General features: G+C 44.1%; 21 protein-coding genes. 10 read left to right on the forward strand and 11 right to left on the reverse strand.

Features of this window, described 5'->3' with window-relative positions; translation table 11 throughout:
- Positions 1-56: 56 nt before the first annotated feature.
- Positions 57-839: a mechanosensitive ion channel family protein gene (locus NFR88_RS00670; protein ID WP_251612674.1), complete on the reverse strand. Its 783-nt coding sequence runs from the start codon at positions 837-839 to the stop codon at positions 57-59.
- A gap of 3 nt (positions 840-842) precedes the next feature.
- The gene (gene typA, locus NFR88_RS00675) at positions 843-2714 is read right to left on the reverse strand and encodes a translational GTPase TypA (protein WP_160202691.1); all 1872 of its coding nucleotides are present in this window, start codon (positions 2712-2714) and stop codon (positions 843-845) included.
- Positions 2715-2917: 203 nt separating this feature from the next.
- On the opposite strand from typA, the gene NFR88_RS00680 reads away from it, so the two are divergent.
- Entirely contained in the window at positions 2918-3460 is a 543-nt protein-coding gene (locus NFR88_RS00680) for an N-acetylmuramoyl-L-alanine amidase family protein (RefSeq protein ID WP_160202692.1), read from the forward strand.
- A 4-nt stretch (positions 3461-3464) separates the two neighbouring features.
- On the opposite strand, the gene NFR88_RS00685 is transcribed toward NFR88_RS00680, so the two are convergent.
- From NFR88_RS00685 to NFR88_RS00715, 7 genes are all read right to left on the reverse strand, one after another.
- Positions 3465-4610: a class I SAM-dependent methyltransferase gene (locus NFR88_RS00685; protein ID WP_251612676.1), complete on the reverse strand. Its 1146-nt coding sequence runs from the start codon at positions 4608-4610 to the stop codon at positions 3465-3467.
- Between the two features lie 16 nt (positions 4611-4626).
- Positions 4627-5214, reverse strand: a complete 588-nt coding sequence (locus tag NFR88_RS00690) for a stage II sporulation protein M (protein ID WP_160202694.1) — start codon at positions 5212-5214, stop codon at positions 4627-4629.
- Positions 5215-5227: 13 nt separating this feature from the next.
- Positions 5228-6019: an SDR family oxidoreductase gene (locus NFR88_RS00695; protein ID WP_160202695.1), complete on the reverse strand. Its 792-nt coding sequence runs from the start codon at positions 6017-6019 to the stop codon at positions 5228-5230.
- A gap of 3 nt (positions 6020-6022) precedes the next feature.
- Positions 6023-6244: a hypothetical protein gene (locus NFR88_RS00700; protein ID WP_160202696.1), complete on the reverse strand. Its 222-nt coding sequence runs from the start codon at positions 6242-6244 to the stop codon at positions 6023-6025.
- A gap of 26 nt (positions 6245-6270) precedes the next feature.
- Positions 6271-7680 carry an RNA-binding domain-containing protein gene (locus NFR88_RS00705; protein WP_251612679.1) on the reverse strand — a complete coding sequence of 470 codons (1410 nt, stop codon included), beginning with the start codon at positions 7678-7680 and terminating at the stop codon, positions 6271-6273.
- 270 nt (positions 7681-7950) lie between these two features.
- Positions 7951-8622 (reverse strand): uracil-DNA glycosylase, encoded by a 672-nt coding sequence (locus NFR88_RS00710; RefSeq protein ID WP_160202698.1) that lies wholly within the window; start codon positions 8620-8622, stop codon positions 7951-7953.
- 7 nt (positions 8623-8629) lie between these two features.
- A complete protein-coding gene (locus NFR88_RS00715; RefSeq protein ID WP_160202699.1) occupies positions 8630-9997 on the reverse strand; it encodes an MATE family efflux transporter in 1368 nt (455 codons plus the stop codon).
- Between the two features lie 128 nt (positions 9998-10125).
- On the opposite strand from NFR88_RS00715, the gene NFR88_RS00720 reads away from it, so the two are divergent.
- The 4 genes from NFR88_RS00720 to NFR88_RS00735 all read left to right on the forward strand — a co-directional run bounded on the left by NFR88_RS00720 (position 10126) and on the right by NFR88_RS00735 (position 14031).
- Positions 10126-10773, forward strand: a complete 648-nt coding sequence (locus NFR88_RS00720; protein ID WP_160202700.1) for a DUF6873 family GME fold protein — start codon at positions 10126-10128, stop codon at positions 10771-10773.
- Positions 10774-11334: 561 nt separating this feature from the next.
- Positions 11335-12375, forward strand: coding sequence for an elongator complex protein 3 (locus tag NFR88_RS00725; RefSeq protein ID WP_160202701.1), 1041 nt, complete (start codon positions 11335-11337; stop codon positions 12373-12375).
- Positions 12376-12651, forward strand: a complete 276-nt coding sequence (locus NFR88_RS00730; protein ID WP_160202702.1) for an ACT domain-containing protein — start codon at positions 12376-12378, stop codon at positions 12649-12651.
- Positions 12652-12672: 21 nt separating this feature from the next.
- Complete coding sequence (locus tag NFR88_RS00735) at positions 12673-14031, forward strand: PFL family protein (protein ID WP_160202703.1); 1359 nt, start codon at positions 12673-12675, stop codon at positions 14029-14031.
- A gap of 390 nt (positions 14032-14421) precedes the next feature.
- On the opposite strand, the gene NFR88_RS00740 is transcribed toward NFR88_RS00735, so the two are convergent.
- Both NFR88_RS00740 and NFR88_RS00745 read right to left on the reverse strand, forming a co-directional pair.
- Positions 14422-15261: a metallophosphoesterase gene (locus tag NFR88_RS00740; protein WP_243151166.1), complete on the reverse strand. Its 840-nt coding sequence runs from the start codon at positions 15259-15261 to the stop codon at positions 14422-14424.
- A complete protein-coding gene (locus tag NFR88_RS00745) occupies positions 15258-15953 on the reverse strand; it encodes a DNA alkylation repair protein (protein ID WP_161908252.1) in 696 nt (231 codons plus the stop codon). Before NFR88_RS00745 ends, NFR88_RS00740 begins: the two co-directional genes overlap by 4 nt.
- Positions 15954-16120: 167 nt before the next feature.
- On the opposite strand from NFR88_RS00745, the gene NFR88_RS00750 reads away from it, so the two are divergent.
- From NFR88_RS00750 to NFR88_RS00770, 5 genes are all read left to right on the forward strand, one after another.
- A complete protein-coding gene (locus tag NFR88_RS00750) occupies positions 16121-16441 on the forward strand; it encodes a PadR family transcriptional regulator (RefSeq protein ID WP_201759594.1) in 321 nt (106 codons plus the stop codon).
- A complete protein-coding gene (locus tag NFR88_RS00755; protein WP_160202706.1) occupies positions 16434-17027 on the forward strand; it encodes a DUF1700 domain-containing protein in 594 nt (197 codons plus the stop codon). Before NFR88_RS00750 ends, NFR88_RS00755 begins: the two co-directional genes overlap by 8 nt.
- A 3-nt stretch (positions 17028-17030) precedes the next feature.
- Complete coding sequence (locus tag NFR88_RS00760; protein ID WP_161908253.1) at positions 17031-17888, forward strand: DUF4097 family beta strand repeat-containing protein; 858 nt, start codon at positions 17031-17033, stop codon at positions 17886-17888.
- 85 nt (positions 17889-17973) lie between these two features.
- Complete coding sequence (locus NFR88_RS00765) at positions 17974-18678, forward strand: ABC transporter ATP-binding protein (RefSeq protein WP_251612683.1); 705 nt, start codon at positions 17974-17976, stop codon at positions 18676-18678.
- A gap of 12 nt (positions 18679-18690) precedes the next feature.
- Positions 18691-21687, forward strand: coding sequence for an ABC transporter permease (locus tag NFR88_RS00770; RefSeq protein ID WP_160202709.1), 2997 nt, complete (start codon positions 18691-18693; stop codon positions 21685-21687).
- Positions 21688-21695 lie beyond the last annotated feature (8 nt).

Here is a 21695-nt window from a genome sequence, read left to right on the forward strand (position 1 = left end):
GGTTCAGAATTTTTCCGCCCCAGAGATGTATAAAAAAATTAAAATAATTTAAAAAACTATTGAATGATATGAATATCAACCTGGGGATAAGGAATCTCAATACCCGCCTGGTCAAAAGCAATTTTTACATTTTCCTCTAAATAATATTTTACATCAAAATAGTCCTCTGTGGAACACCAAACTTTCAAATCCATCAAAATCGCATGGTCTCCATGGGACGATACACCGATAACAAACTCCGGTTCTTTTTGCGCCTTGGGACAACGCTCAGCAACAGCAATCAGGATTTCCTTTGCTTTTCCGATATCCGCCTGATAACTGATGCCAAAGGTACAGTCCACTCTGCGCATCTGTTCTCTGGAATAATTGGTTAAAATTGATGTGGTAATGGTCCCATTGGGAATGGTCACCACTTTATTGTCAAAGGTATGCAGCTTCGTTGTCAAAAGGTCGATGGCGTCAACCACACCTATAGTTCCGCTTACCTCTATGGTATCATCTTTGTTAAAAGGTTTGTTCATCAATATGATGATGCCGCCTGCCACATTGCCGAGGCTGTCCTTAAGAGCCAGCGCAATGGCAGCGCCGCCTGCGCCCAGCACTGCAACTAGTGATGCCGGACTAATTCCCAGCATCGGCAGCACCGATACGATTAGTACGATCCACAGAATAATCCGGGTAGATTTTAGAATAAATAAATACAATGCTTCATCCAGATTGGATCGCTCCAGTGCCTTTTTCTCAATCCGCAGAATAATGCGAATGGCAATCCAGCCAAGTAGGACGACGAGCAGCGTTGTTCCAAGATCTATTAAAAGTTCTATGTTTTTTTGAGACATATATTATCTCCCTGATCTTCTTCTTTCAATCTCGCGAAGCAGCTTTTTGCGCAGCCTGATATCATCCGGTGTAATTTCTACCAATTCATCGTCAGCAATAAATTCCAACGCTTCTTCCAAAGTGAAAGTTCTCGGCGGTGAAAGTTTAACAGCATCATCATTTCCCGCTGCACGCATATTGGTGGCTTTCTTCGCTTTGCAAGGATTTACCTCCATGTCATCACTTCTGGAATTCATGCCTACAATCATGCCTTCGTAAACTTTGGTTCCTGGATCCACAAACATCTGCACACGCTCACTGATACTAGCCAGTGCGTAAGGGGTGCATACCCCCTCTTCAATGGCAATGGCAACGCCGTTGGTTCTGCCTGCAATATCTCCCTTGTATGCTTCAAAGGTAAGGAATCTGCGCTCCATAGTCCCCTCTCCGTGGGTGTCGTTGATAAATTCAGAGCGGTAGCCTAAAAGTCCTCTTGTCGGCACGTGATATTCCAGCTTGGAATAGCCGTTTTCGCCGGTCATCTGCACCATAATCCCTTTACGGAGATTCAGTTTAGAGATTACTGTTCCAGTATATTCATCAGGCACGCTGAGCACCACTTCTTCAATAGGCTCCAGCTTTTTACCCTGTTCATCTTTTCTGTAAATCACTTCCGGCTTGGAAACCGCCAGTTCATATCCTTCTCTTCTCATATTTTCAATAAGAATAGAAAGGTGCAGTTCCCCTCTGCCGGATACTTTGAAACTGTCAGTGGAATCTGTATCCTCCACCATCAGACCTACATTGACCTCCAGTTCCTTGTTCAGTCTTTCCCTGATATGTCTTGAGGTGACAAATTTGCCAACTTTTCCGGCAAACGGCGACTTGTTTACCATAAAATTCATAGAAAGAGTCGGTTCTTCGATGTGAATCATCTCCATCGGCTCAGGTTTTGCCACATCGCAGATAGTCTCACCGATAGAAATATCTGCAATACCGGAAACTACGACAATATCACCGCACTCAGCCTGCGGCACTGCTATCCGCTTAAGCCCTCTGTATACAAAGACCTGATTGACCTTTCTCTGTACAATCTGACCGTCTTCCTTTGCAACGGCTACAGTCTGCCCTTCCTTCAAAACACCTCTCGTGATTCTGCCGATGCCTAATCTTCCGATATAGTCATCGTAAGCCAGCGTGGATACCTGCAGCTGCAGCGGTTCTTCTCGCAAATCAGCATAAGGCTCGCAGTGCTCGATAATCGTGTCAAAAAGCGGCGTAATGTCAAGACCTGCAAATCCTGCCGGCGTGTGTTTCATTTTCACATCACCCTGTTCTACAGAAAGCCCCTCCGCCTCCTTCGGGTCACGAACCGCAATCCCCTGTCTTGCAATCCCGTAAAGAATCGGAAAATCAAGCTGTGTATCGTTTGCATTTAGATCCATGAAAAGTTCATAAACCTCATCCACGACCTCATCAATTCTTGCGTCTTTTTTATCTATTTTATTAATGAATAAAATCGGATTCAGCCCCTGTTCCAAAGATTTGCTCAGTACAAATCTGGTCTGCGGCATCGGTCCCTCGCTGGAATCCACCAACAAAATTACCGTATCCACCGTCTTCATAATACGTTCCACTTCTGAAGAAAAGTCCGCATGCCCCGGCGTATCTACAATATTAATCTTTACATCACCGTGCATCACAGAACAGTTCTTGGAATAGATGGTAATGCCTCTTTCCCTTTCGATGTCATCACTATCCATAACACAGTCAGCAACTTCCTCGTTTGCTCGAAATACTCCGCTCTGATTGAGAAACGCATCAACCAGGGTGGATTTTCCCGCATCGACATGAGCGATGACTGCTATATTAATTATCTTTTGTTTGTCTGTCATTTCATTACCTTCTTTTTTTGAAAAAAATACTTATTAATTTTACCACGTTAACGCATCTTGTTCAATAGTTTGTGCAAGGTTTTTGTATTTTTTTGTTAAATTTTTATAATATTCATCTATATTTTTTGTGTATACAACTACAGTTCACCTTCCAGCGTTCTTTTGCATACTATAACGTATGATTAAATTTAGGAGGACTACTTATGCCTAGTGTTTTTTTAAGCCCCTCAACCCAGGAATACAACCTTTTTGTAAACGGCGGTACTGAGGAATACTATGCCAATCTCATTACCGATGCCATGATTCCTTATCTCAGAGCAAGCGGCATCACTTTTTCCAGAAACAATCCCGGCGGCACGGTGAGCAACTCTATCGCCGATTCCAATGCCGGAAACTACGATCTGCACTTTGCCATTCACTCCAACGCTGCACCGCCCAATCTTGCCGGCGCTATCAAAGGTCCCGACGTATATTATTACAGAGACTCCGCTGCCGGAAAAAGCGCTGCCGAAATTACCGCAAACAATCTAAAACAGATCTATCCAAATCCGTCTCTAGTCACTGCAGTTCCAACCACCACCCTGGCAGAACTGCGCCGCACAAAGGCTCCCGCCGTTCTGGTAGAGGTCGCCTACCATGATAACGTCGATGACGCTAACTGGATCAAAAACAATATCAACGCCATTGGACGCAACTTCGCACTTTCCATCGCCGATATTCTCGGCGTTCCTTTTGTAGAGGCCTGATGCTTCACAGCTGATCTATCGTAGGATTTACATGGTAAAAGTCACGCAGCGCTTCATACTGCCGCTGCGCTCTCTCTGCTCGGCTACTTCCTGCATTTGCATTCTTTACAGCCTTTATCATGATATTTCTTGCCGTATGCGCAAGGCTGGTAAATTCAATCATCGCTACATCATAGCCGCAGGCTTCCAGTTTAAGGCCGCGCAGACCGTCTGTCAGGTATTCTGTCAGGCGGTCTTTTAAAATTCCGTGTTTCAGCATAGGCTGATGGACTTCGCTCTTGATCTGAGAAAACAGCTCATGCTGGCAGCAAGGCACTGACAAGATTACCTTAGTATTCCAAGAAACTGCATTGATGAGTGCATAATCTGTAGCAGTGTCACAAGCATGAAGCGTCACCACCATATCTGCATAATCTGCGGTGTAGTCTGCAATATCACCCCGCAAGAACTGCAGTCCGTCGTATTGCAGATCTTCCGCAATTTTACTGCAGAACTGAATGACATCCTCTTTCAGATCCAGTCCTATAATTTCCACATCTCGCTCTTTCAAAATTTTCAAGTAATAATAAAGAGCAAAGGTAAGATAGGCCTTGCCGCATCCAAAGTCGATGATTCGCAGCGTCCTGTTCGTTGGAAGCGCCGCGAACACCTCCTCCACGATTTCCAGATACCGGTTAATCTGTCTATACTTGCTGTAGTGTTTTTGTATCACATTTCCGTCTTTGTCCATAACTCCAAGGCGCACCAAAAAGTCGCAAGGTGTCTTTTCTGGAATAATCCGCCTCTTTTCTCTGTTGTGTTCTAGGGTTGGCATGCCTTTTGTGGCAGGCTTTGTGGTAATTCTCGGCTTTTCCGGCTTTGCTGCCAGCACTTGCAAATCCTCAGAAAGCGTAAAAATGTTTACTTGTTTAAATTCCTCTCGCACAAGACGCATCGCCAAAGCTGCCGCTTCCGACTCCGAAAGATTCTCGTGAGTCACCTTTTTTTCGAAGGTACGCTCTGCCTGAAAGCACGACTTTCCCGAAATCTTCAGTGGTCTGATGGTGACCTTTGTACAAGCAAGTGATTTTTTGCGCTTGCCGGAAAAGATCATCCGTACCAATTCACCCGTTGAAAATATATCGTTAAACAGTGTCTGCAATGTTTCCATTTTCTATAGTTCTCCTCTAGTTTATTCCTGTCAGATTCATCAGCTGCGGCGTCAAATAGCATTCAAGTACAGCTGCGACAATCAAAAGCGGTATTACGACCATCACAAAACCCTTAGCAATTCCATTGAGCTTAGGTAGAATTTTTTCATCCCTTGCCTTTCCGAAAATTTTCATGGTGAGGATTTTGCAAAGATAGATGCCCATAGCCATGGAAAGGAAAAAGGCTGGAAGTTCAAAAATCCCGTGAGGCAAAAGTCCAAATATAATAGTCTTGGTCAGACTGACAGCACCGCTTGACTGCACAATTCCCAGCAGTGCGCCGATCATCATTGCATTGGAAAGCAGAGCCCAAGCAGGCAGAAATATAAATGGAATGAAGCCGATTCCTACGCAGGTAGCACATGCAAAAAGATTGCTGCGAAAAAGGGATAGAAGCGAAAGCGTTCCATCTTTTCCTGTCACAGCTTCTACATTTGGCATATAAAGCGCCAATGCACTCTGTGCATCTTGGCTGTTTTCATAAAAATAAAAGCTAAAAACTGCAGTCACCACGATGAACACGACTCCTACAGCCAAGGTCATTTTCAGTAGTTTTTCTCTCATAAGCATCTCCTGTTTATCCGTAAATCTTTGCCAGAATCCACAGCATGGAATTAGTTGGAAGAATTCTGTACAAAAGCCCCAGAAATTCATTAGAAAGTCCGACAATTTTGTGCGCAGGAAGTTTCTTTCGCCGAACTAGTGCGCATACAGTGTCCGCCACCTTCACAGGGCTCATGCCGTTTTGCTCAGACTGTTCCATCTTTGCAACCGATGCTGCGATCCTTCCTTTATAAGTATCATCGCCCTCTGCTGTCTTTACTCGATTTTCTGTAAACTCAGTTTTCACATCGTTGAGCATGACAGTACAAGTTTCCACACCAAAAGGCTTCATTTCTATACCTAGTGCATCACTAAAGGCATTCACCCCGGCTTTGCTGGCTGCATAATAGCTCTGGAACGGAATAGGAAAAATTGCCGCAAGAGAGGAAATAAAGATAATTTTTCCTCCACCCTGCGCTCTCATCCGGTAAGCCGCCTGCTGTGCGCAGGCGATAGCACCGAATACATTGACTTCAAATTGTCTGCGATAATCCTTTTCGCTGGTAAATTCCGCCGCACCGGAAATCCCCATGCCTGCATTGACAACCAGCAGATCAATACAACCTGCCTTTTCCTGCACTTTCTCAAAAGCAGCAGCCACGCTTTCCCTTTTCGTCACATCGCAGCTAATCCAATCTATTTCAGAAAGATTTGCACTGCTTCTTGCAAGCCCAAAGACCTGGTATCCATCTGCAAGCAACGCCTTTGCGATTTCCAGGCCGATGCCCTTGGACGCGCCGGTCACTACTGCACATCTATGTTTCATACGTTATTTCATCTCCCTTTTATCATCTGACTCCAGTTTGCGATAAATCTCTTTGCGTGCACCTCTTGTGCGAATCAGACTTCTCATCCAGAACACGATAAGTAGAATCAGGAAGAGCACGCCTGCATCCATACGCCACTGCAAACTCCCATCTAATAAATCTATGACTGCAATTATCGCTGCAATCACAACAACCATGATTAAATCTTTAATTTTCTTGTTCAACTTGCTACCTCATTTCAATTCTTCTCTTATTGCTCAGCGCCATATACCCCGATATAGATTCGATTTCGACCGCTTCCATGCTCACGCAGAAGCCCCTTCTCGCAAAGTCTTCTCAATAGCTGGTAAGCTTTTGTAGTTTTTATTTGTAAAAGAGACTCTGTTTCTTTTCGGGTAATAAAGCCCTTTGCTCTCACATGGCGTAAAATACGTTCCTCTTCTGTGATATAAGGGATAGGCGCACCTTCTGAAGATGCATAAACGTATCTGATTTCCGGCATCTTAATACCCCCTAAAGCAAGTTCCTGCGCTTCATCACCGATTTGGTTCTTTTCATAAACTGTATCCTCATCAGAATTGCGGTTCGGAAGTGTTACTCGAAACGCGCCCTGTGCTGTCTCAATCTTTGGCTGTTTCGGCTCTTCCCTATACATCCGCATAATCTTGCTGATGCCTGTACCATAACTTTCAATCAGGCCCATCCTATAAAAAATTGAAGCCAAATTAGGATTTCTTGATTGAGAAACCCCTATAAGAATCGCTTCAAGGGATAACCCCTGCACCAGACCACCTAAAGAGATAAATTCTACACGATCCTCATAAATATTGACCAGCGTGCTTGCACTGAAAGCATAATCCCGATGTACAATGCAGTTGATCAAAGCCTCTCTGACTGCACCTTCTGGATAATCACGCCGATCAATTCTGTTTAATCCAGAAAAAGTGGCCTTTGTCTTATTACTCAAATCAATCAGTTCATACACACTGCGCAACTGCTTCAAAAGCGAACCAGAAAATTCTTTCCTGCTAAGAAAAACTTCCTTCTCCTTACCCTGAAAAATTGCGACTTTAATACTGTGTTCACACTGATCCGACAAGAGCTGCGCTAAGTTGGTGTAAAGACCGTCCTCTCCAATCAAATGCAGATTTCTCATCTGGGATATGCCAAACTCGATTTCTTTTTGCTGCATCTCAGCCTCTAACACAGAAAATGTAAGATTCTGCTCCATACTGCGACTGTCCTCATAAGATTTACCGCTGCCGTCCAGTATCAGCTTTCTGATACCCTCATCACTAACGGGCAAACAGGCGCTGCCCTGCCTGATATAAACCCCCGAAGGTCGCAATCCCTTGCTCTTTAAATAATACGGTCTTCTAGTTCCCACCTGCACTTCAATCTCAACAACTGCTTTTCCTTCTATCTCAACGGTTCTAATCTGTACAAAAGGCATGACATCCGGCATAATCCCATCAGAAAGAGCACTGGAAACCTGTAACATCACCGCATCCGAATCATCTACCCCTCTTACGCTTCCGTCATTTCTGATTCCAATATAAATGCTGCCTCCTTCTGCATTGGCAAAGGCAATGACTTCTTTCTTGATATCACCTGTGAAAACTTCTTTCCATTCCACGTCTATATTTTCAATCCGCTTCATCTCAGTTTCCCTCCTACAATAACTTCTTTCTTTTTATTATAACCAAAAAAACAAAAAATTCAACCGTAAAAGAAAGAAAAAGAAAGATTGTGAAATAAAAAATTCTATAACAAATGAAAAACAAGAGTCCATAAAGTCGCCAAGGACTACAGACTCCTGCTTTCTATGCATAAGTCTAATATTTTTTCTTTTCAGTGCATTAGAAAAAACGATTTTCAACAGAAAAAGGTTGCTTTATCGCAACCTTTTTGACTATAAAGATGGCCTGGTTTATTCCTTCAAATCCCAGTCGATAGCACTCTGCCCGCTGTCTTCCAAAAAAGCGTTAGCCTTTGAGAAATACTGTCCGCCGTAAAAGCCGTTATACGCAGACAGCGGGCTGGGATGAGCTCCAGTCAGAATCAGATGATTCGAATTTGTAATCAGGCTTTGTTTTGATTTTGCATTACCGCCCCAGAGAATGAACACCATAGGTTTTTCTCTCTGGTTGAGAAGCCTGATTACCTGATCGGTAAATATTTCCCAGCCCTTTCCTTTATGGGAATTAGGCTGATGTTCACGTACGGTAAGACATGTATTAAGCAGCAGCACCCCCTGCTCTGCCCATTTAACAAGGTAGCCGTGATCCGGCGGATTGAGCCCCAAATCATCCTTTAACTCCTTAAAAATGTTCACAAGTGAAGGCGGCTGTTTGATACCCGGCCGTACGGAAAAGGACATGCCGTGAGCCTGCCCCGGACCATGATAAGGGTCCTGACCCAAAATCACCACCTTGACATCATCATAGTCTGTATACTTTAGCGCATTGAAGATGTCATGCATATCCGGATAAATAGTTTTGCTCCTGTACTCCGCAATTAGAAACTGCCGCAGCTTTTGATAATATTCTTTTTCAAATTCTCCTGCTAATATTTCGTCCCAGTGATTTCCTATATTTACCATAATGATTTCATCCCTTCTGCGGGTTTTCAAGACCCATTTCTTCATATCTGAGCCATCTGCCCTTTTTAATATAAATCAGCATCATAACAGCACCAATCATCCATGTAATTGGATATCCTAGAATCAGCAAATTCAGCTGATGCGCAAAGCTGAGACTGGCTTTAATCCAAATTACCCTGCAAACGCACAACGAGAAGATGGAAATGACCATACCCTCAAAAGTTCTTCCGACACCGCGAATTGCGCCGATGGCAATCTGCAGAATCGCTAAAACCCAGTAGAATGGATACATATACTTCATCATATAAATGCCTGTCTCGATAACCGCCTGCTCGCCAGTGAAAATCCGAATAATGTATGGACCAAAGACCAGCATCACAGCACCTGCAACCAATGCATAAGCAGTACCCATGCCGATGGACGTTTTCATACCATGCTTGATTCGGTCAACCTTCTGCGCACCGAAGTTCTGTCCGCAGAAGGTCGTTGCTGCCATGCTGATACTTAAAACCGGCAGCAGAATAAAGCCGTCTACTCTGTTAAATGCTGCATAAGACGCCATAACTGTAGCACCAAAACTGTTGACACTGGACTGTACGATGACATTGGACAGTGAAATTACAATGTTTTGTACACCTGTTGGCAGACCAATTTTTACAATCTTTGCCAGTAAATTGTCGTAAAAGCGAATCGCTTTGAAGTGCAGTTTATACATTTCATTGGTGCGCCGCAAAAACCGCAGAATAAAGAAACAGGAAATAGCCTGCGCAATATCTGTCGCAATAGCCGCCCCCACTACCCCCATTTTAAGTACTGCAACAAAGATAATATCCAAAATAGTATTAGATACCGCCGCAATAATCAGGTAAATCAGTGCACGTCTGGAGTTTCCTACGGCATTTAAAATACCCGCCAGCATGTTATAAATGACTGCAAAAAAATGCCCCGCAAAGAAAATCTGCAGGTATGCCTTTGCATCTGCAAACACCTCTTCCGGCGTATTCATCCAGCGAAGAATCCATGGTGTAGTCAGAAATCCTACGACTGACAAAATAATGCCTGCGCAGATGGCAATTGCCAAGGTAGTATGAATTGCCTTAAACACACCATCTTTATTCTGCGCACCATAAGCCTGAGAGGTCATTACTCCCGCACCTGCCGAAGCACCAATACAAAATCCGATAAGAAGCTGAATGATAGCGCCGCTTGCACCTACTGCTGCCAGCGCCTGACTTCCTACGATGTTGCCTACAATTACAGAGTCCACAATATTATAAAGCTGCTGAAACAGATTCCCTAAAATCAGCGGAATTGAAAAAAGGAGGATTTCCTTCCAGATTGTGCCCGATGTCATTAAAGTGTTATTTTTTTCCATTTGATATCTCCTTTCCTCTAAAGCGTTACTTTCATGTAAACACATTTTCAGGCATAAAGTCAAGAGGTTATGCAAAGAAAAAACAATCTCCTCTTTTTTTCTTTCTTTTTTCATGTTAGAATAGTTTCATGAATAAGATATATATTTCAAAAGACGCAAATGTCAGACTAAAAGAATACTTAGAAACACTGGGTTACAGTTTGGAATTTGTAACATCAGATGGCATTGTCGATAAGGCAATTTCCAGTCATCCCGACACTTTTCTGTGTAAAATGGGCGTTGAAACCAATTCGCCTATTTTTTTCGCTGCTGCAGAAGACCTAGGCAAAGATTATCCTGCTGATGTAAGTTTTAATGCTGCCTGCACCGGCAAATATTTTATTCACAACCTTTCCCTGACCAACGAAAAACTGCTTCTCGCAGCCAAGGAAATGGGCATGGTTCTTATCGATGTTCATCAGGGCTACACCAAATGCAGCACGGTTATCGTGGATGAAACCTCTATTATCACCTACGATGAGGGAATTATCAAGGCTTGCAGCCAGTATCCGGATATTTCCGTACTTCGGGTTGCCCCTGGATTTGTTCGCCTTGACGGCTACGATACCGGCTTCATTGGAGGCGCTAGTGGAAGAGTCGGCAAAGAAATCATCTTCCACGGCGATTTGTTCGGGCACCCGGATTTTTCTTCCATCTTGGATTTTATCGAAAAGCGTGGACTTGCCTGCAAATGGTTTCCGCAGTTTAAGCTGACCGATATCGGGTCGATTTTATGAGCATGCGGGCTGCTTTGCGCTGAGATTGCGCTGAGACGGACTGGCTTTCGCTACGCAAGGCTGGGTTCCTGGCTATGCCGCCGCTCTGGGTTCAGACGTTGACAAATTTCTTGGTTTTTTGTATTTTTGTCAACAAATGCAAAGAAAAGAATCAATTTTTTCATCATTTTAATGCATTACTTTGACAAAATTGACAGATTTCCATTATTTTGTCAATTTAGTCAATGTTTTCAACAAAAAACCATGACAAAATTGACAAATTTCTTGATTTTTGTCAATCCTGTCAATATTTGTGTAAAATATCGGGTTTCCAATCAAGAATATGCTTCATTTATTGACAAAAAACCTTAAATAATAGGAATTTGTCAATACACAAAAACAAACAAGAGAGCAAATACAATTTGCAAACCTTGCAGTATATTCCGGAGATATCAAAAAATGCGGAAGGATGCGCACCGTAGAAATCACAAAATCAAAGATTTTGGATTTTCTGGCGTTTGACCTGCCATCGACTTCAGGCAGAAACCAGGCTAGGACTTCATGTAATGGAGGTGAAAGAAAGTGAAAAAGCATGCCATTATCCCCATCTTCATCCCTCATAAAGGCTGTCCCAACGACTGTATTTTCTGCAATCAGAAAAAGATTACAGCAAGGCAGCATGCGCCGACAGAGGAAGATGTTGTAAGCACTATCGAAACCTGGCTCTCAACACTGGAACCTGCTGGCACAGAAACGATTGAAATCGCTTTCTTCGGCGGCAGTTTTACGGGGATTCCAATAGAGGAACAGTCTGCCTATCTCGCTGTCGCCAAACGCTACAAGGATGCGGGTAGAATTCACAAAATCCACCTGTCCACAAGACCGGACTACATCAACGAACATATTTTAGACAATCTGAAAGCCTACGGCGCAGATGTCATTGAACTGGGTGTTCAGTCCTTTGATGACGAAGTTCTAAAACTTTCTGGAAGAGGGCACGACAGCGCCATCGTATACAAAAGCGCTCAGCTGATCAAGGACTACGGTTTTGAACTGGGGATCCAGCTGATGATCGGGCTTCCGGGAGATTCCCTCGACCGCTGTATTTTTTCGGCAAAAGAGACTGTTAAAATCAGTCCCTCCATTGCACGGCTTTATCCGACGGTGGTGATACGGGATACCGCCCTTTACGACCAGTATCTTTGCGGTCAATACATACCGCTGACACAGGAAGAAGCGGTGCTTCGCACCAAAGAAATGTACAAAATCCTCACAAACGCCGGTATCAACATCATTCGCGTCGGGCTGAAAAGCACAGATATCATAAACGAAGACGGCGATATCAACAGCGAAACTTATCACCCCGCTTTCCGCCAGCTGGTCTTAAGCGAACTGGCAAAAGAGGCGCTGGAAGCGCTTTTATTGGAGACAATGCTTCCGCAAAGCGAGACTGTGAAGGTAGACTTTTACGCAAACGGTAAAAACTTCTCAAATATGGTAGGACACTGCGGCTGCAACAAGGCGTATTTCCGAGAGAAATACCCGAACCTGCGAATTTTATATAAGGTCAATGACGCACTTTGCGACCATCAATTTGAAATTAATATTAAAGGAGATAAATAAATGAAAGAAACATCAAAAGCTGTAGTTACAGTCATAGGAAAAGACATGGTAGGAATCCTCGCCAAGGTTTCCACTGCCTGTGCAAATGCTAACGCAAACGTAATCGAGGTAACCCAGTCCGTACTGGACAGTTTTTTCTGTATGGTTATGATTATTGACATTACCGAAACTTCCCTTTCAATCGATGAGCTGCAGAAGTCTATCGCTGAAGCAGTTCCTGCTATGCAGGTTCATGTCATGCACGAGAATATCTTTAACTCCATGCACAGAATTTAATGGAAGGAGGGATATAAGAATATGCTGAATATGAGCGATATCATGGAAACCATTACCATGATTCAGGAAGAAAACTTAGATATCAGAACCATCACCATGGGCATTTCCTTAATCGACTGCGCTGACAGCGATATCGATAAGTCCTGCGAAAAGGTTTACAACAAAATTCTCCGCCTTGCCAAAGACCTGGTCAAGACCGGCGAATCCATTGAAAAAAAATACGGTATTCCTATCGTAAATAAACGAATTTCTGTTACCCCTATTTCCATGTTGGTGGGCGTTTCCGGCGGCGATCCCGTAAAATACGCAAAAACGCTGGACAAAGTTGCCCACGAGGTAGGCGTGAACTTTATCGGTGGCTTTTCCGCTCTGGTGCAGAAAGGCTTCAGCGCTGGCGACAGAGAGCTGATTGAGGCAATTCCTCGCGCTCTTGCAGAGACCGAACTGGTTTGTTCTTCCGTCAACGTAGGTTCTACTAAAGCCGGAATCAACATGGACGCAGTTAGACTCATGGGCGAAAAAGTACGACAGGCATCTGAACTGACGAAAGATAGACAGTGCATTGGTGCTGCCAAGCTGGTAGTATTTTGCAATGCCGTTGAAGATAATCCGTTTATGGCAGGCGCTTTCCACGGCGTAGGAGAAGCCGACTGCGTACTCAGCGTCGGTGTTTCAGGTCCAGGCGTTGTGCGTTCCGTCTTATCAAAGATGCCGGATGATGCACCGCTTAACGTAATCGCCGAAGCCATCAAGAAAACAGCATTTAAGATTACTCGTATGGGTCAGCTTGTCGGTATGGAAGCAGCTGAAATGCTCGGTGTTCCATTTGGAATTGTAGACCTTTCTCTGGCGCCGACTCCTGCCGTTGGCGATTCTGTCGCCCACATCTTAGAAGAAATCGGACTGGAGCAGTGCGGCGCTCACGGCACAACAGCTGCCCTTGCTATGCTCAACGACGCGGTTAAAAAAGGCGGCGTAATGGCATCCTCCAGTGTCGGCGGGCTTTCCGGTGCTTTCATTCCAGTCAGCGAAGACGCAGGCATGATCGCAGCTGCCAGAAACGGCGTACTTTCCATCGAAAAACTGGAAGCTATGACTGCTGTCTGCTCTGTAGGTCTTGACATGATCGTAATTCCAGGAGACACTGCCAGCGAAGTCATTTCCGCAATCATTGCAGATGAAGCAGCCATCGGTATGGTCAACTCCAAAACAACTGCGGTCAGAGTCATTCCTGCCATTGGACTTTCTGAAGGCGACGAACTTGACTTCGGCGGACTGTTGGGCTACGGACCGGTTATGCCTCTGCGTAGCCAATCCCCTGCCAAGATGATTCACCGCGGCGGCAGAATCCCTGCACCGCTACAGAGCTTGAAGAATTAACATTAGGAAATTAGTATTAAAAAAACCTGTCCGGCTTTTTCATTTGCCCGGCAGGTTTTTATTTTCCATTGAATTTTCGTACCTATTCCGTTTTTTTGCAAAAAAGGTATCAAAAATTAGGAGTTGTTTCATGCTAACTAAAAGGTTTTGAGCAAATGGACCAAAATTTATTGTACCTTTCTGTTTTTCAACGGAATATTTTCATGCAAATATTCCATTATACGAAAGTTTATTCCTTGATTTCCATATAATAGGAAAAATTATTCTGAGGGTTTAGTACCTTTTTTGCAAAAATCGCCTAAAGGTACCAATGATACATTTTGTTCATTTGCCATACCCACCTGAAGCTTTGCTCCGAGGAAGGATAGGGTTGTTATTTTAATATGAATCTCAGTCCCCCGGCGTTAAATGGATTACCGCAATTTCCGGCCGGTTAAGAAACCGCACCGGCACCGGACTGCTGCCGAGGCCCCCGCAAATAAAGAGCTTCATAGCGTCCATTTCGTAAAGACCCTTGGTATAAAAAGGTTCGCCGCCGGCAAGTTCCGGAAACCATGTTCCCCTGTTGTTCAGCCCGCCGACAAAGGGCAGCCGTACCTGTCCGCCGTGAGTATCTCCGCACATCGCTAAATCCACGCCAAAATCAGAAAAGGCTTTAGAATTGCTGATATGGGCCGCCAGAATATTGTATCGGCTCTCATCCAGTGTGAATTCATTATGCAAGTCGAAGGCGTCGGAATAGTAGACATTATCAATTCCATAAAGGCGCAGGCTGGTTTTCCCTATCTCAATATCACGACTTTCATATCGGATCACCTCTACTCCTGCCTTAGAAAGTCTCTCCTCGAACTCTGAATCATTGTCGTGTTCCCCATTTACTGCATAAACCGGATATTCTTCTGCAAGATCAGAAAGCAGCTGTTCTGCCACCTCCGCTCCCCGACTGTCGCCTGCAGAAAACATATCTCCCGTTGACACGATAAAGTCTGGTTTCGCTGTCTTAACTGCTTCTATCAGCCACTTGTTGTCCTCACCGAATTTCCACCCATGCAAATCCGTAATCTGTACGATGGTCACTTCATCTTGTATTTTTTCACTCTCGATGGTCACTTCCGTCGTTGTAAGCGTAAAAGTGCCATAGTACCAGATTCCTGCCAGAATCAGGCAGTACAGAATAAAGTGCAGGCAGCCATGATGTTTTCTTCGTCTCTTCACTTTTATTTCATTCATTTTCGTTTCAGACTGCGCAGGTAGTCTTTCGTCTCCTTGTCAATTCTATAGCTTTCAATCGCTTTTTGCAGTGATTTGTTATGAATCCATTTGTCCAGCGTCTGTCCTTCAAAAAGCCCGACAGTGCTGTCATACTGCTTAATCAGAGCAAAGCTGTAATACCAAGCAATTGCCATGTTGATATAATAGTCGTCTCTGTGTATCTGTGCTAAAATTTCCAGCATTTCCGGTCTGAATTCATCATCCAGAAATAGCTGCAGCTGAGTTACAATCCCATATCGTACCGTATAAGTATCCGCACTTTTCATCCATTCCAAAGTCTTGTTATAAAGCCTGTTTAAATCCTTCTTAAATGCCTTCGGCGTAAAGCTGTCGCAGGTCGCCCAGTTATCGATATAAGGCAAAAATTCCTCTGTCATGGAAAGCGCTGTATCAAAATCCTTTGCAATCTGTTCGATGAGAAATGCGTGAAGATTGTTTTCTTCATAATATTTATGCGGTAATTCTGTCAGGAATGCGGCAATCTTCTGATCTGCTGCCATCTTCTTTGCAAGTTCCTTTGCCAGCTTTCTGAGAGCCGGAGTACGTACGCCGATGATGTTCTCCTTCTCATAACCCGGCATGAGCCTTGCGTGAAAATCCCTATATTTCAAATCTTGCAATGCAAATAATTGTTCTTCAATTTGCTTCATTTTCAGTTACCTTTCTCTTATAAATTTCTTCCAGTATATCATCAATCCACTGTAATGTCATCGCATATCTTTCTCATAAATCTCTTACAATTTTCTTAAATCCGATTATACCTCTTGACAGATAGTACTACGCATTGTATAGTATTACACGAAAGGGGGTATAATCCATGATTAACCCACAGATGAAAAAGGGACTCCTCGACGTCTGCGTACTGTCAGTACTCAGCCGAGGCGATTCCTACGGATACAAAATCATCAAGGATTTATCCGACTATATCAAACTGTCAGAATCCACTTTATATCCCATTTTGAGGAGACTGGAAGCATCTGACTGCCTGATGGTCTACACCGTAGAGCACAACAGTCGTCTTCGCAAAATGTACAAACTGACAGAAACCGGCAAAACCCAGATTAGAGAATTCCTTACCGGCTGGGAAGAAATTGAAATTATTTATCGATACATCAAGGAGGGATTAGAACATGAATAAAGAAATCTTTCTGCACCAGCTGCGAATCAGGCTGACCCAACTTCCGCCACAGGAGACACAGAAACGACTTGATTATTATGCTGAGCTCATCGACGATATGGTCGAAGACGGTGTCAGTGAAGAGGCTGCAGTTGCCAGTTTTGGCGATGTAAATCTGCTTGCACAGCAAATTCTTAGGGAAGCTTCCCTGTCTCATCTAGTAAAAGCAAAAGCTACACCAAAGAAAGGATGGACAACAACCGCCATTATCCTGGCTGTCATCGGTTCTCCTCTCTGGGTGCCCCTGCTATTTGCGTTCATTGCAGTCATCGGCTCTATCTTTATCGTCATCGCAGCAGTCATCATTGCTATCTTCGCAGTAGTCATATCCATTGGATTTGCTGGGATTATACTGCTATTTAAAGCATTTACGCTAACAAGCAGTGGTATCGGTTATGTGCTGCTCACCATCGGCTTCAGCTTTATCTTTGTTGGTCTGTGCCTTCTGGGCATTCTTGCCGCAAAGGCTGCCGCAGTCTACCTTACTCAATTCTCACGCTATATCTATGGGCAGATAAAGAGTCTGTTCATCAAACAGGAGGTGTAATAGATGAAACACAGTACAAAAATTATCCTACTTGCCTCTGCAGGTCTGATTTCTTTCGGTCTCATTCTGTCCATTATCGGTCTAATCTGCGGCGGTTCTCTAACAAATATTATGGAGAGCGACCTCTGGCGTTTTGTAGGTTTTAAAAAAGTTCACTACGATAATACTTTTGAAAATGACAATACATATCACATCTCCGCATCTTCCATTCGTTCCATCAGTATCGACTGGATTGACGGCGATATTTCCGTCATCCCTTACGACGGCGATGACATCATTTTAACCGAATCCTCAAACAAAGAGTTAGACGATGAATACTGCCTTCGCTACCGGATTAAGCACGGCGTTCTTCAAGTCGAATACTGCAAATCCAACTACTATATCGGTTTTTCCTTCTCCGATAATGATGATAATCTCCCAATTAAAGCGTTGGAGATAAAAGTTCCCAAAAATATAGCGGAAAGTTTGCAGGAACTGGACGTTGACGCAATATCTTCCGACATCTATCTGGAAAATATCGCGGCGCAGGCGCTGTCTATTGATACCATTTCCGGAAACTTAACGGGGAATCTCCTGCTGGCTGATGACATCACCTTTGATTCTACCTCCGGCTCCATGGATTTAAAGCTATCGCATTGTCCTTCTTCCTTTGAAATGTACACAATCAGCGGTGACTGTGTTGTGTATCTTCCAAAAAAGCCTAGTCTGGATTGTGACTTTGACACCATCAGCGGCAATTTCCACAGTGAATTTGACATCAATTTTAAGGATGAAGACGAATTCATCATCGGCAGCGGCAAAGCTTCCTTTGAATTTTCTTCCACCAGCGGAGACATGACCATAAAAAAACTGAAACTTTAGGAAATTCTTCCAATCTTCTTTGACCCTTCCCGGGAATTATGTTAAAATATTTTTAAGTATTTTAATTGCTGGGGAGGGCTTTTTTATGTGCGCATTTGTAGCATTCAATCAGGTAAAAAAAGTATATCATATGGGAGAGGTATCCATCGAAGCACTGAAGGACGCTACCTTTGAAATAGAAAAAGGTGAAATCTGCGTCATCGTTGGCGCTTCCGGTGCAGGAAAGACCACCCTTTTGAATATTTTAGGCGGTATGGACACCTTGAGCGGGGGCTCCGTCATCTTAGATGGTACCGATATTTCAAAGTTCGACAAGAAACAGCTGACTGCCTATCGCCGCCATGACATAGGATTTGTGTTCCAGTTCTACAATCTGGTACAGAATCTGACCGCCCTCGAAAATGTCTCGCTGGCAACCCAGATTTGTAAAAATCCGCTGGATGCCCGCACCGTTATGGAGGAAGTAGGACTTGGTCACAGAATAAACAACTTCCCCGCCCAGCTTTCCGGTGGTGAACAGCAGCGTGTCGCCATCGCTCGCGCCCTTGCAAAAAATCCAAAGCTGCTCCTCTGCGATGAGCCCACGGGAGCTCTTGACTATAACACCGGCAAAGCTATTTTAAAACTGCTGCAGGATACCAGCAGAAAAAATGGCATGACCGTCGTTATTATCACGCACAACTCCGCGCTAACTGCCATGGCTGACAGGATTATTCATATCAAAAACGGCACCGTTTTTTCTGAAGAAAAGAATCAACATATTGTTCCTGTTGAAGATATCGAATGGTAAGAGAGGTCGCCCATGCTAAAGAAATCTACATTTAGAGAAATCAAATCAAGTCTTGGTCGCTATCTTGCCATTCTCGCCATCGTCGCTCTGGGCGTAGGCTTTTTTTCCGGACTAAAGGTCACCCGGCAAGCCATGATTGCCACAGCAGGAAACTATCTTGATGCAAACAATTTTTTCGACTATCAGGTCATGAACTCACTGGGTTTCGAAGAAGAGGATGTCACTGCTATGGCAGCCCTTAAAGACGTAAAAAACGCCGAGGGCTCTATCAGCTGTGACGTGCTTTATCATACTGATAATGTAAAAACCGACCAAGTGCTGAAACTGCATTCCCTGCCTGAGAATATCAATACCTTAACTCTAAAAAGCGGTCGCATGCCAAAAGCTGCAAATGAATGCATTATCGACTACAACCTCCTCGATGAAGATCCCATAGGCTCTGTAATCCATTTGTCCAAGGATAACGAAGATGACACACTGGACATGCTGACCCATGACACCTATACCGTTGTGGGAACCTGTGTTTCCCCCATTTACCTGAATTTTGAAAGGGGCTCCACCGCTCTTGGAAATGGATCCGTTTCCGGTTTTGCCTACCTCGGAGACGGAGGTTTTGATACGGACTATTACACTGAAATTTACCTGTCCCTTGTTGAAAACTTTCCCATTTACACCAGTGCATACAAAGATCTCATCTCAAGAACGGAGGATGCCGTACAGACACAGGTTGACATACAAGCAGACCGCCGCTATGACGCTATCGTGACAGAGGCACGCAAAGAGCTTACAGAAGCTCAGAAAGAATATGACAAAAACTACAAGAAATATCAGAACGAAAAAGCTGATGCCCAGCGAGAACTTGCCAGTACCTATCAGAAGTTGACAGACGGCAGAGCCGAAATTGCCAAAAACAAAGAGAACTTAAACAAGCAGGAAAAACGCCTCAAAGATAATCAGGCTAAGGTAGAACAAGGGCTTGCTGAAACCGCAAAAAAACGAGAAGAATTTGAAGCAAATAAAGCTTATCTGCCACCGGAACAGGCTGCACAGACCGAAGCGCAGCTTTCTGCTGCCGAAAAAGAACTGCAAAAGAATCTAAAAGAAATTAAAACAGGTTTTACGCAAATAAGCGAAGGCAGAAAGAAGCTTTCCAAGTCCGAAAAAGAAATCGAAGACGGCTTCACCGCCTACTATAAAGGCAAAGCGGAAGCAGATGAAAAGTTTGCAAAAGCAGATGCGGAATTTAAAGATGCACGAATAGAACTTGCCGATGCCGAAAAAGAAATCGAAGACATCGAAACACCTGACACATATGTGCTGGACAGAAATACCAACATCGGCTACGCCTGTTTCGAAAATGACTCCGGTATTATCGATGGAATCGCAAAAATCTTTCCGATTTTCTTCTTTCTGGTAGCAGCCCTTGTGTGTATGACTACCATGACAAGGATGATTGATGAACAGCGAACCCAGATTGGCGTTATGAAAGCTTTAGGCTACAGTAACGGCGCGGTCATCGGAAAATATATGTTCTATTCGGGAAGCGCCGCTTTAATTGGCTGTATCATCGGCTTCTTCTCCTGCTGTTACATCTTCCCGATTATCATCTGGCACGCCTACGGCATGATGTACGATTTCAGCGCAGACCTTGTCTATATCGTCGATAAACCGCTGGCAGCCTCTGCTCTTGCAGTTTCTCTGCTGTGTTCCATGGGGACTACCCTGTTCTCCTGCTATGCAGAGTTCAGAGAAGTGCCTGCCCAGCTGATTCGCCCCAAAGCCCCGAAAAATGGAAAGAGAATTCTTCTGGAGAGAATTCCTTTCCTCTGGAATAAGCTGAGCTTTCTCTATAAAGTATCGTTTAGAAATATTTTCCGCTACAAAAAGCGTTTTTTCATGATGGTACTGGGTATCAGCGGCTGTACTGCCCTGCTTCTGACAGGTCTCGGCGTCAGCGATTCTGTGCGAAACTTCGCTGACTATCAGTACGACGAAATTCAGGTATACGATTACAGCATCACATTTAATAAGGAAATGACAGAAACTCGCCAACAGCGCTTTTCTGAAAAAAATGCTTCTTCTATAGACAAGCTGATTTATCTCCACCTAAGCAGTGCCGACCTAGTGACAGAGGACGCTATAAAATCGGTCAACTTGATTGCAGCAGACAGTTCTGACTTTGGTGATTTCATAAGGCTTCATGATAACGCCGGTAATCCAATTTCCTACCCGAGCCAAAAGGAAGCGGTTATCTGCAGAAAGCTGGCTAACACCTATAATCTTTCGCCAGGCAGCGATTTTATTCTGCGAAACAAAGATGGAAAGGAAGTTCATCTTACCGTCAGCGCCGTCTGCGAAAATTACGTGCAAAACTACATCTATATTTCACCGAAGGCTGTAGAAAATGACTGGGGCGGTCTTCCGGAAATAAAAGCTGCGCTGGTTTATGCCGCTTCTGATTCTGCTGCAGACGGCTCAAATGCAGATACGGGCGATAACACCGCGCATATCTACAGTTCTTCCGCCAGCGTCCTAAATGATTCCTATGTAGCTGCAGTTTCTATCAACCACGATTTCAGAATCCGCGTAGAAAACATGATGGAAAGTCTGGACTACGTTATTCTGTTGGTTATCCTCAGCGCTGGCGCACTGGCGTTTATCGTGCTTTACAACTTAACCAACATTAACATTACAGAGCGAATTCGGGAAATCGCTACCATCAAAGTGCTGGGCTTTTATCCTGGTGAAACCTCTGCCTATGTGTTCCGCGAAAACTTTTTCCTGACAGGAATCAGTGCCCTCGTAGGACTTATTCTGGGGAAAGTACTCCATGCTTTTGTCATGAGCCAAATCCAAGTGGATTTAATTTGCTTCGACGTGCGAATCACACCGCTCAGCTACGTACTTGCCGTGATTCTTACATTTGCCTTTGCCACAATAGTCAGTCTCGCCATGTACTATAAGCTGGAGAAAATCAGCATGACTGAATCACTAAAATCCATCGAGTAAAACATCAT

This window comes from Senimuribacter intestinalis (assembly GCF_943192965.1).
GTDB lineage: Bacteria > Bacillota > Clostridia > Peptostreptococcales > Anaerovoracaceae > Senimuribacter > Senimuribacter intestinalis.

Bases quoted from the DNA above. Each gene is read 5' to 3' on its own strand.
- NFR88_RS00690 (WP_160202694.1), bottom strand. From the start codon at position 5,214: ATGAGAGAAAAACTACTGAAAATGACCTTGGCTGTAGGAGTCGTGTTC.
- NFR88_RS00760 (WP_161908253.1), top strand. From the start codon at position 17,031: ATGAAACACAGTACAAAAATTATCCTACTTGCCTCTGCAGGTCTGATT.
- NFR88_RS00710 (WP_160202698.1), bottom strand. From the start codon at position 8,622: ATGGTAAATATAGGAAATCACTGGGACGAAATATTAGCAGGAGAATTT.
- NFR88_RS00765 (WP_251612683.1), top strand. From the start codon at position 17,974: ATGTGCGCATTTGTAGCATTCAATCAGGTAAAAAAAGTATATCATATG.
- NFR88_RS00705 (WP_251612679.1), bottom strand. From the start codon at position 7,680: ATGAAGCGGATTGAAAATATAGACGTGGAATGGAAAGAAGTTTTCACA.
- typA (WP_160202691.1), bottom strand. From the start codon at position 2,714: ATGACAGACAAACAAAAGATAATTAATATAGCAGTCATCGCTCATGTC.
- NFR88_RS00750 (WP_201759594.1), top strand. From the start codon at position 16,121: ATGATTAACCCACAGATGAAAAAGGGACTCCTCGACGTCTGCGTACTG.
- NFR88_RS00735 (WP_160202703.1), top strand. From the start codon at position 12,673: ATGCTGAATATGAGCGATATCATGGAAACCATTACCATGATTCAGGAA.
- NFR88_RS00670 (WP_251612674.1), bottom strand. From the start codon at position 839: ATGTCTCAAAAAAACATAGAACTTTTAATAGATCTTGGAACAACGCTG.
- NFR88_RS00715 (WP_160202699.1), bottom strand. From the start codon at position 9,997: ATGGAAAAAAATAACACTTTAATGACATCGGGCACAATCTGGAAGGAA.
- NFR88_RS00770 (WP_160202709.1), top strand. From the start codon at position 18,691: ATGCTAAAGAAATCTACATTTAGAGAAATCAAATCAAGTCTTGGTCGC.
- NFR88_RS00685 (WP_251612676.1), bottom strand. From the start codon at position 4,610: ATGGAAACATTGCAGACACTGTTTAACGATATATTTTCAACGGGTGAA.
- NFR88_RS00730 (WP_160202702.1), top strand. From the start codon at position 12,376: ATGAAAGAAACATCAAAAGCTGTAGTTACAGTCATAGGAAAAGACATG.
- NFR88_RS00680 (WP_160202692.1), top strand. From the start codon at position 2,918: ATGCCTAGTGTTTTTTTAAGCCCCTCAACCCAGGAATACAACCTTTTT.
- NFR88_RS00720 (WP_160202700.1), top strand. From the start codon at position 10,126: ATGAATAAGATATATATTTCAAAAGACGCAAATGTCAGACTAAAAGAA.
- NFR88_RS00740 (WP_243151166.1), bottom strand. From the start codon at position 15,261: ATGAATGAAATAAAAGTGAAGAGACGAAGAAAACATCATGGCTGCCTG.
- NFR88_RS00745 (WP_161908252.1), bottom strand. From the start codon at position 15,953: ATGAAGCAAATTGAAGAACAATTATTTGCATTGCAAGATTTGAAATAT.
- NFR88_RS00695 (WP_160202695.1), bottom strand. From the start codon at position 6,019: ATGAAACATAGATGTGCAGTAGTGACCGGCGCGTCCAAGGGCATCGGC.
- NFR88_RS00755 (WP_160202706.1), top strand. From the start codon at position 16,434: ATGAATAAAGAAATCTTTCTGCACCAGCTGCGAATCAGGCTGACCCAA.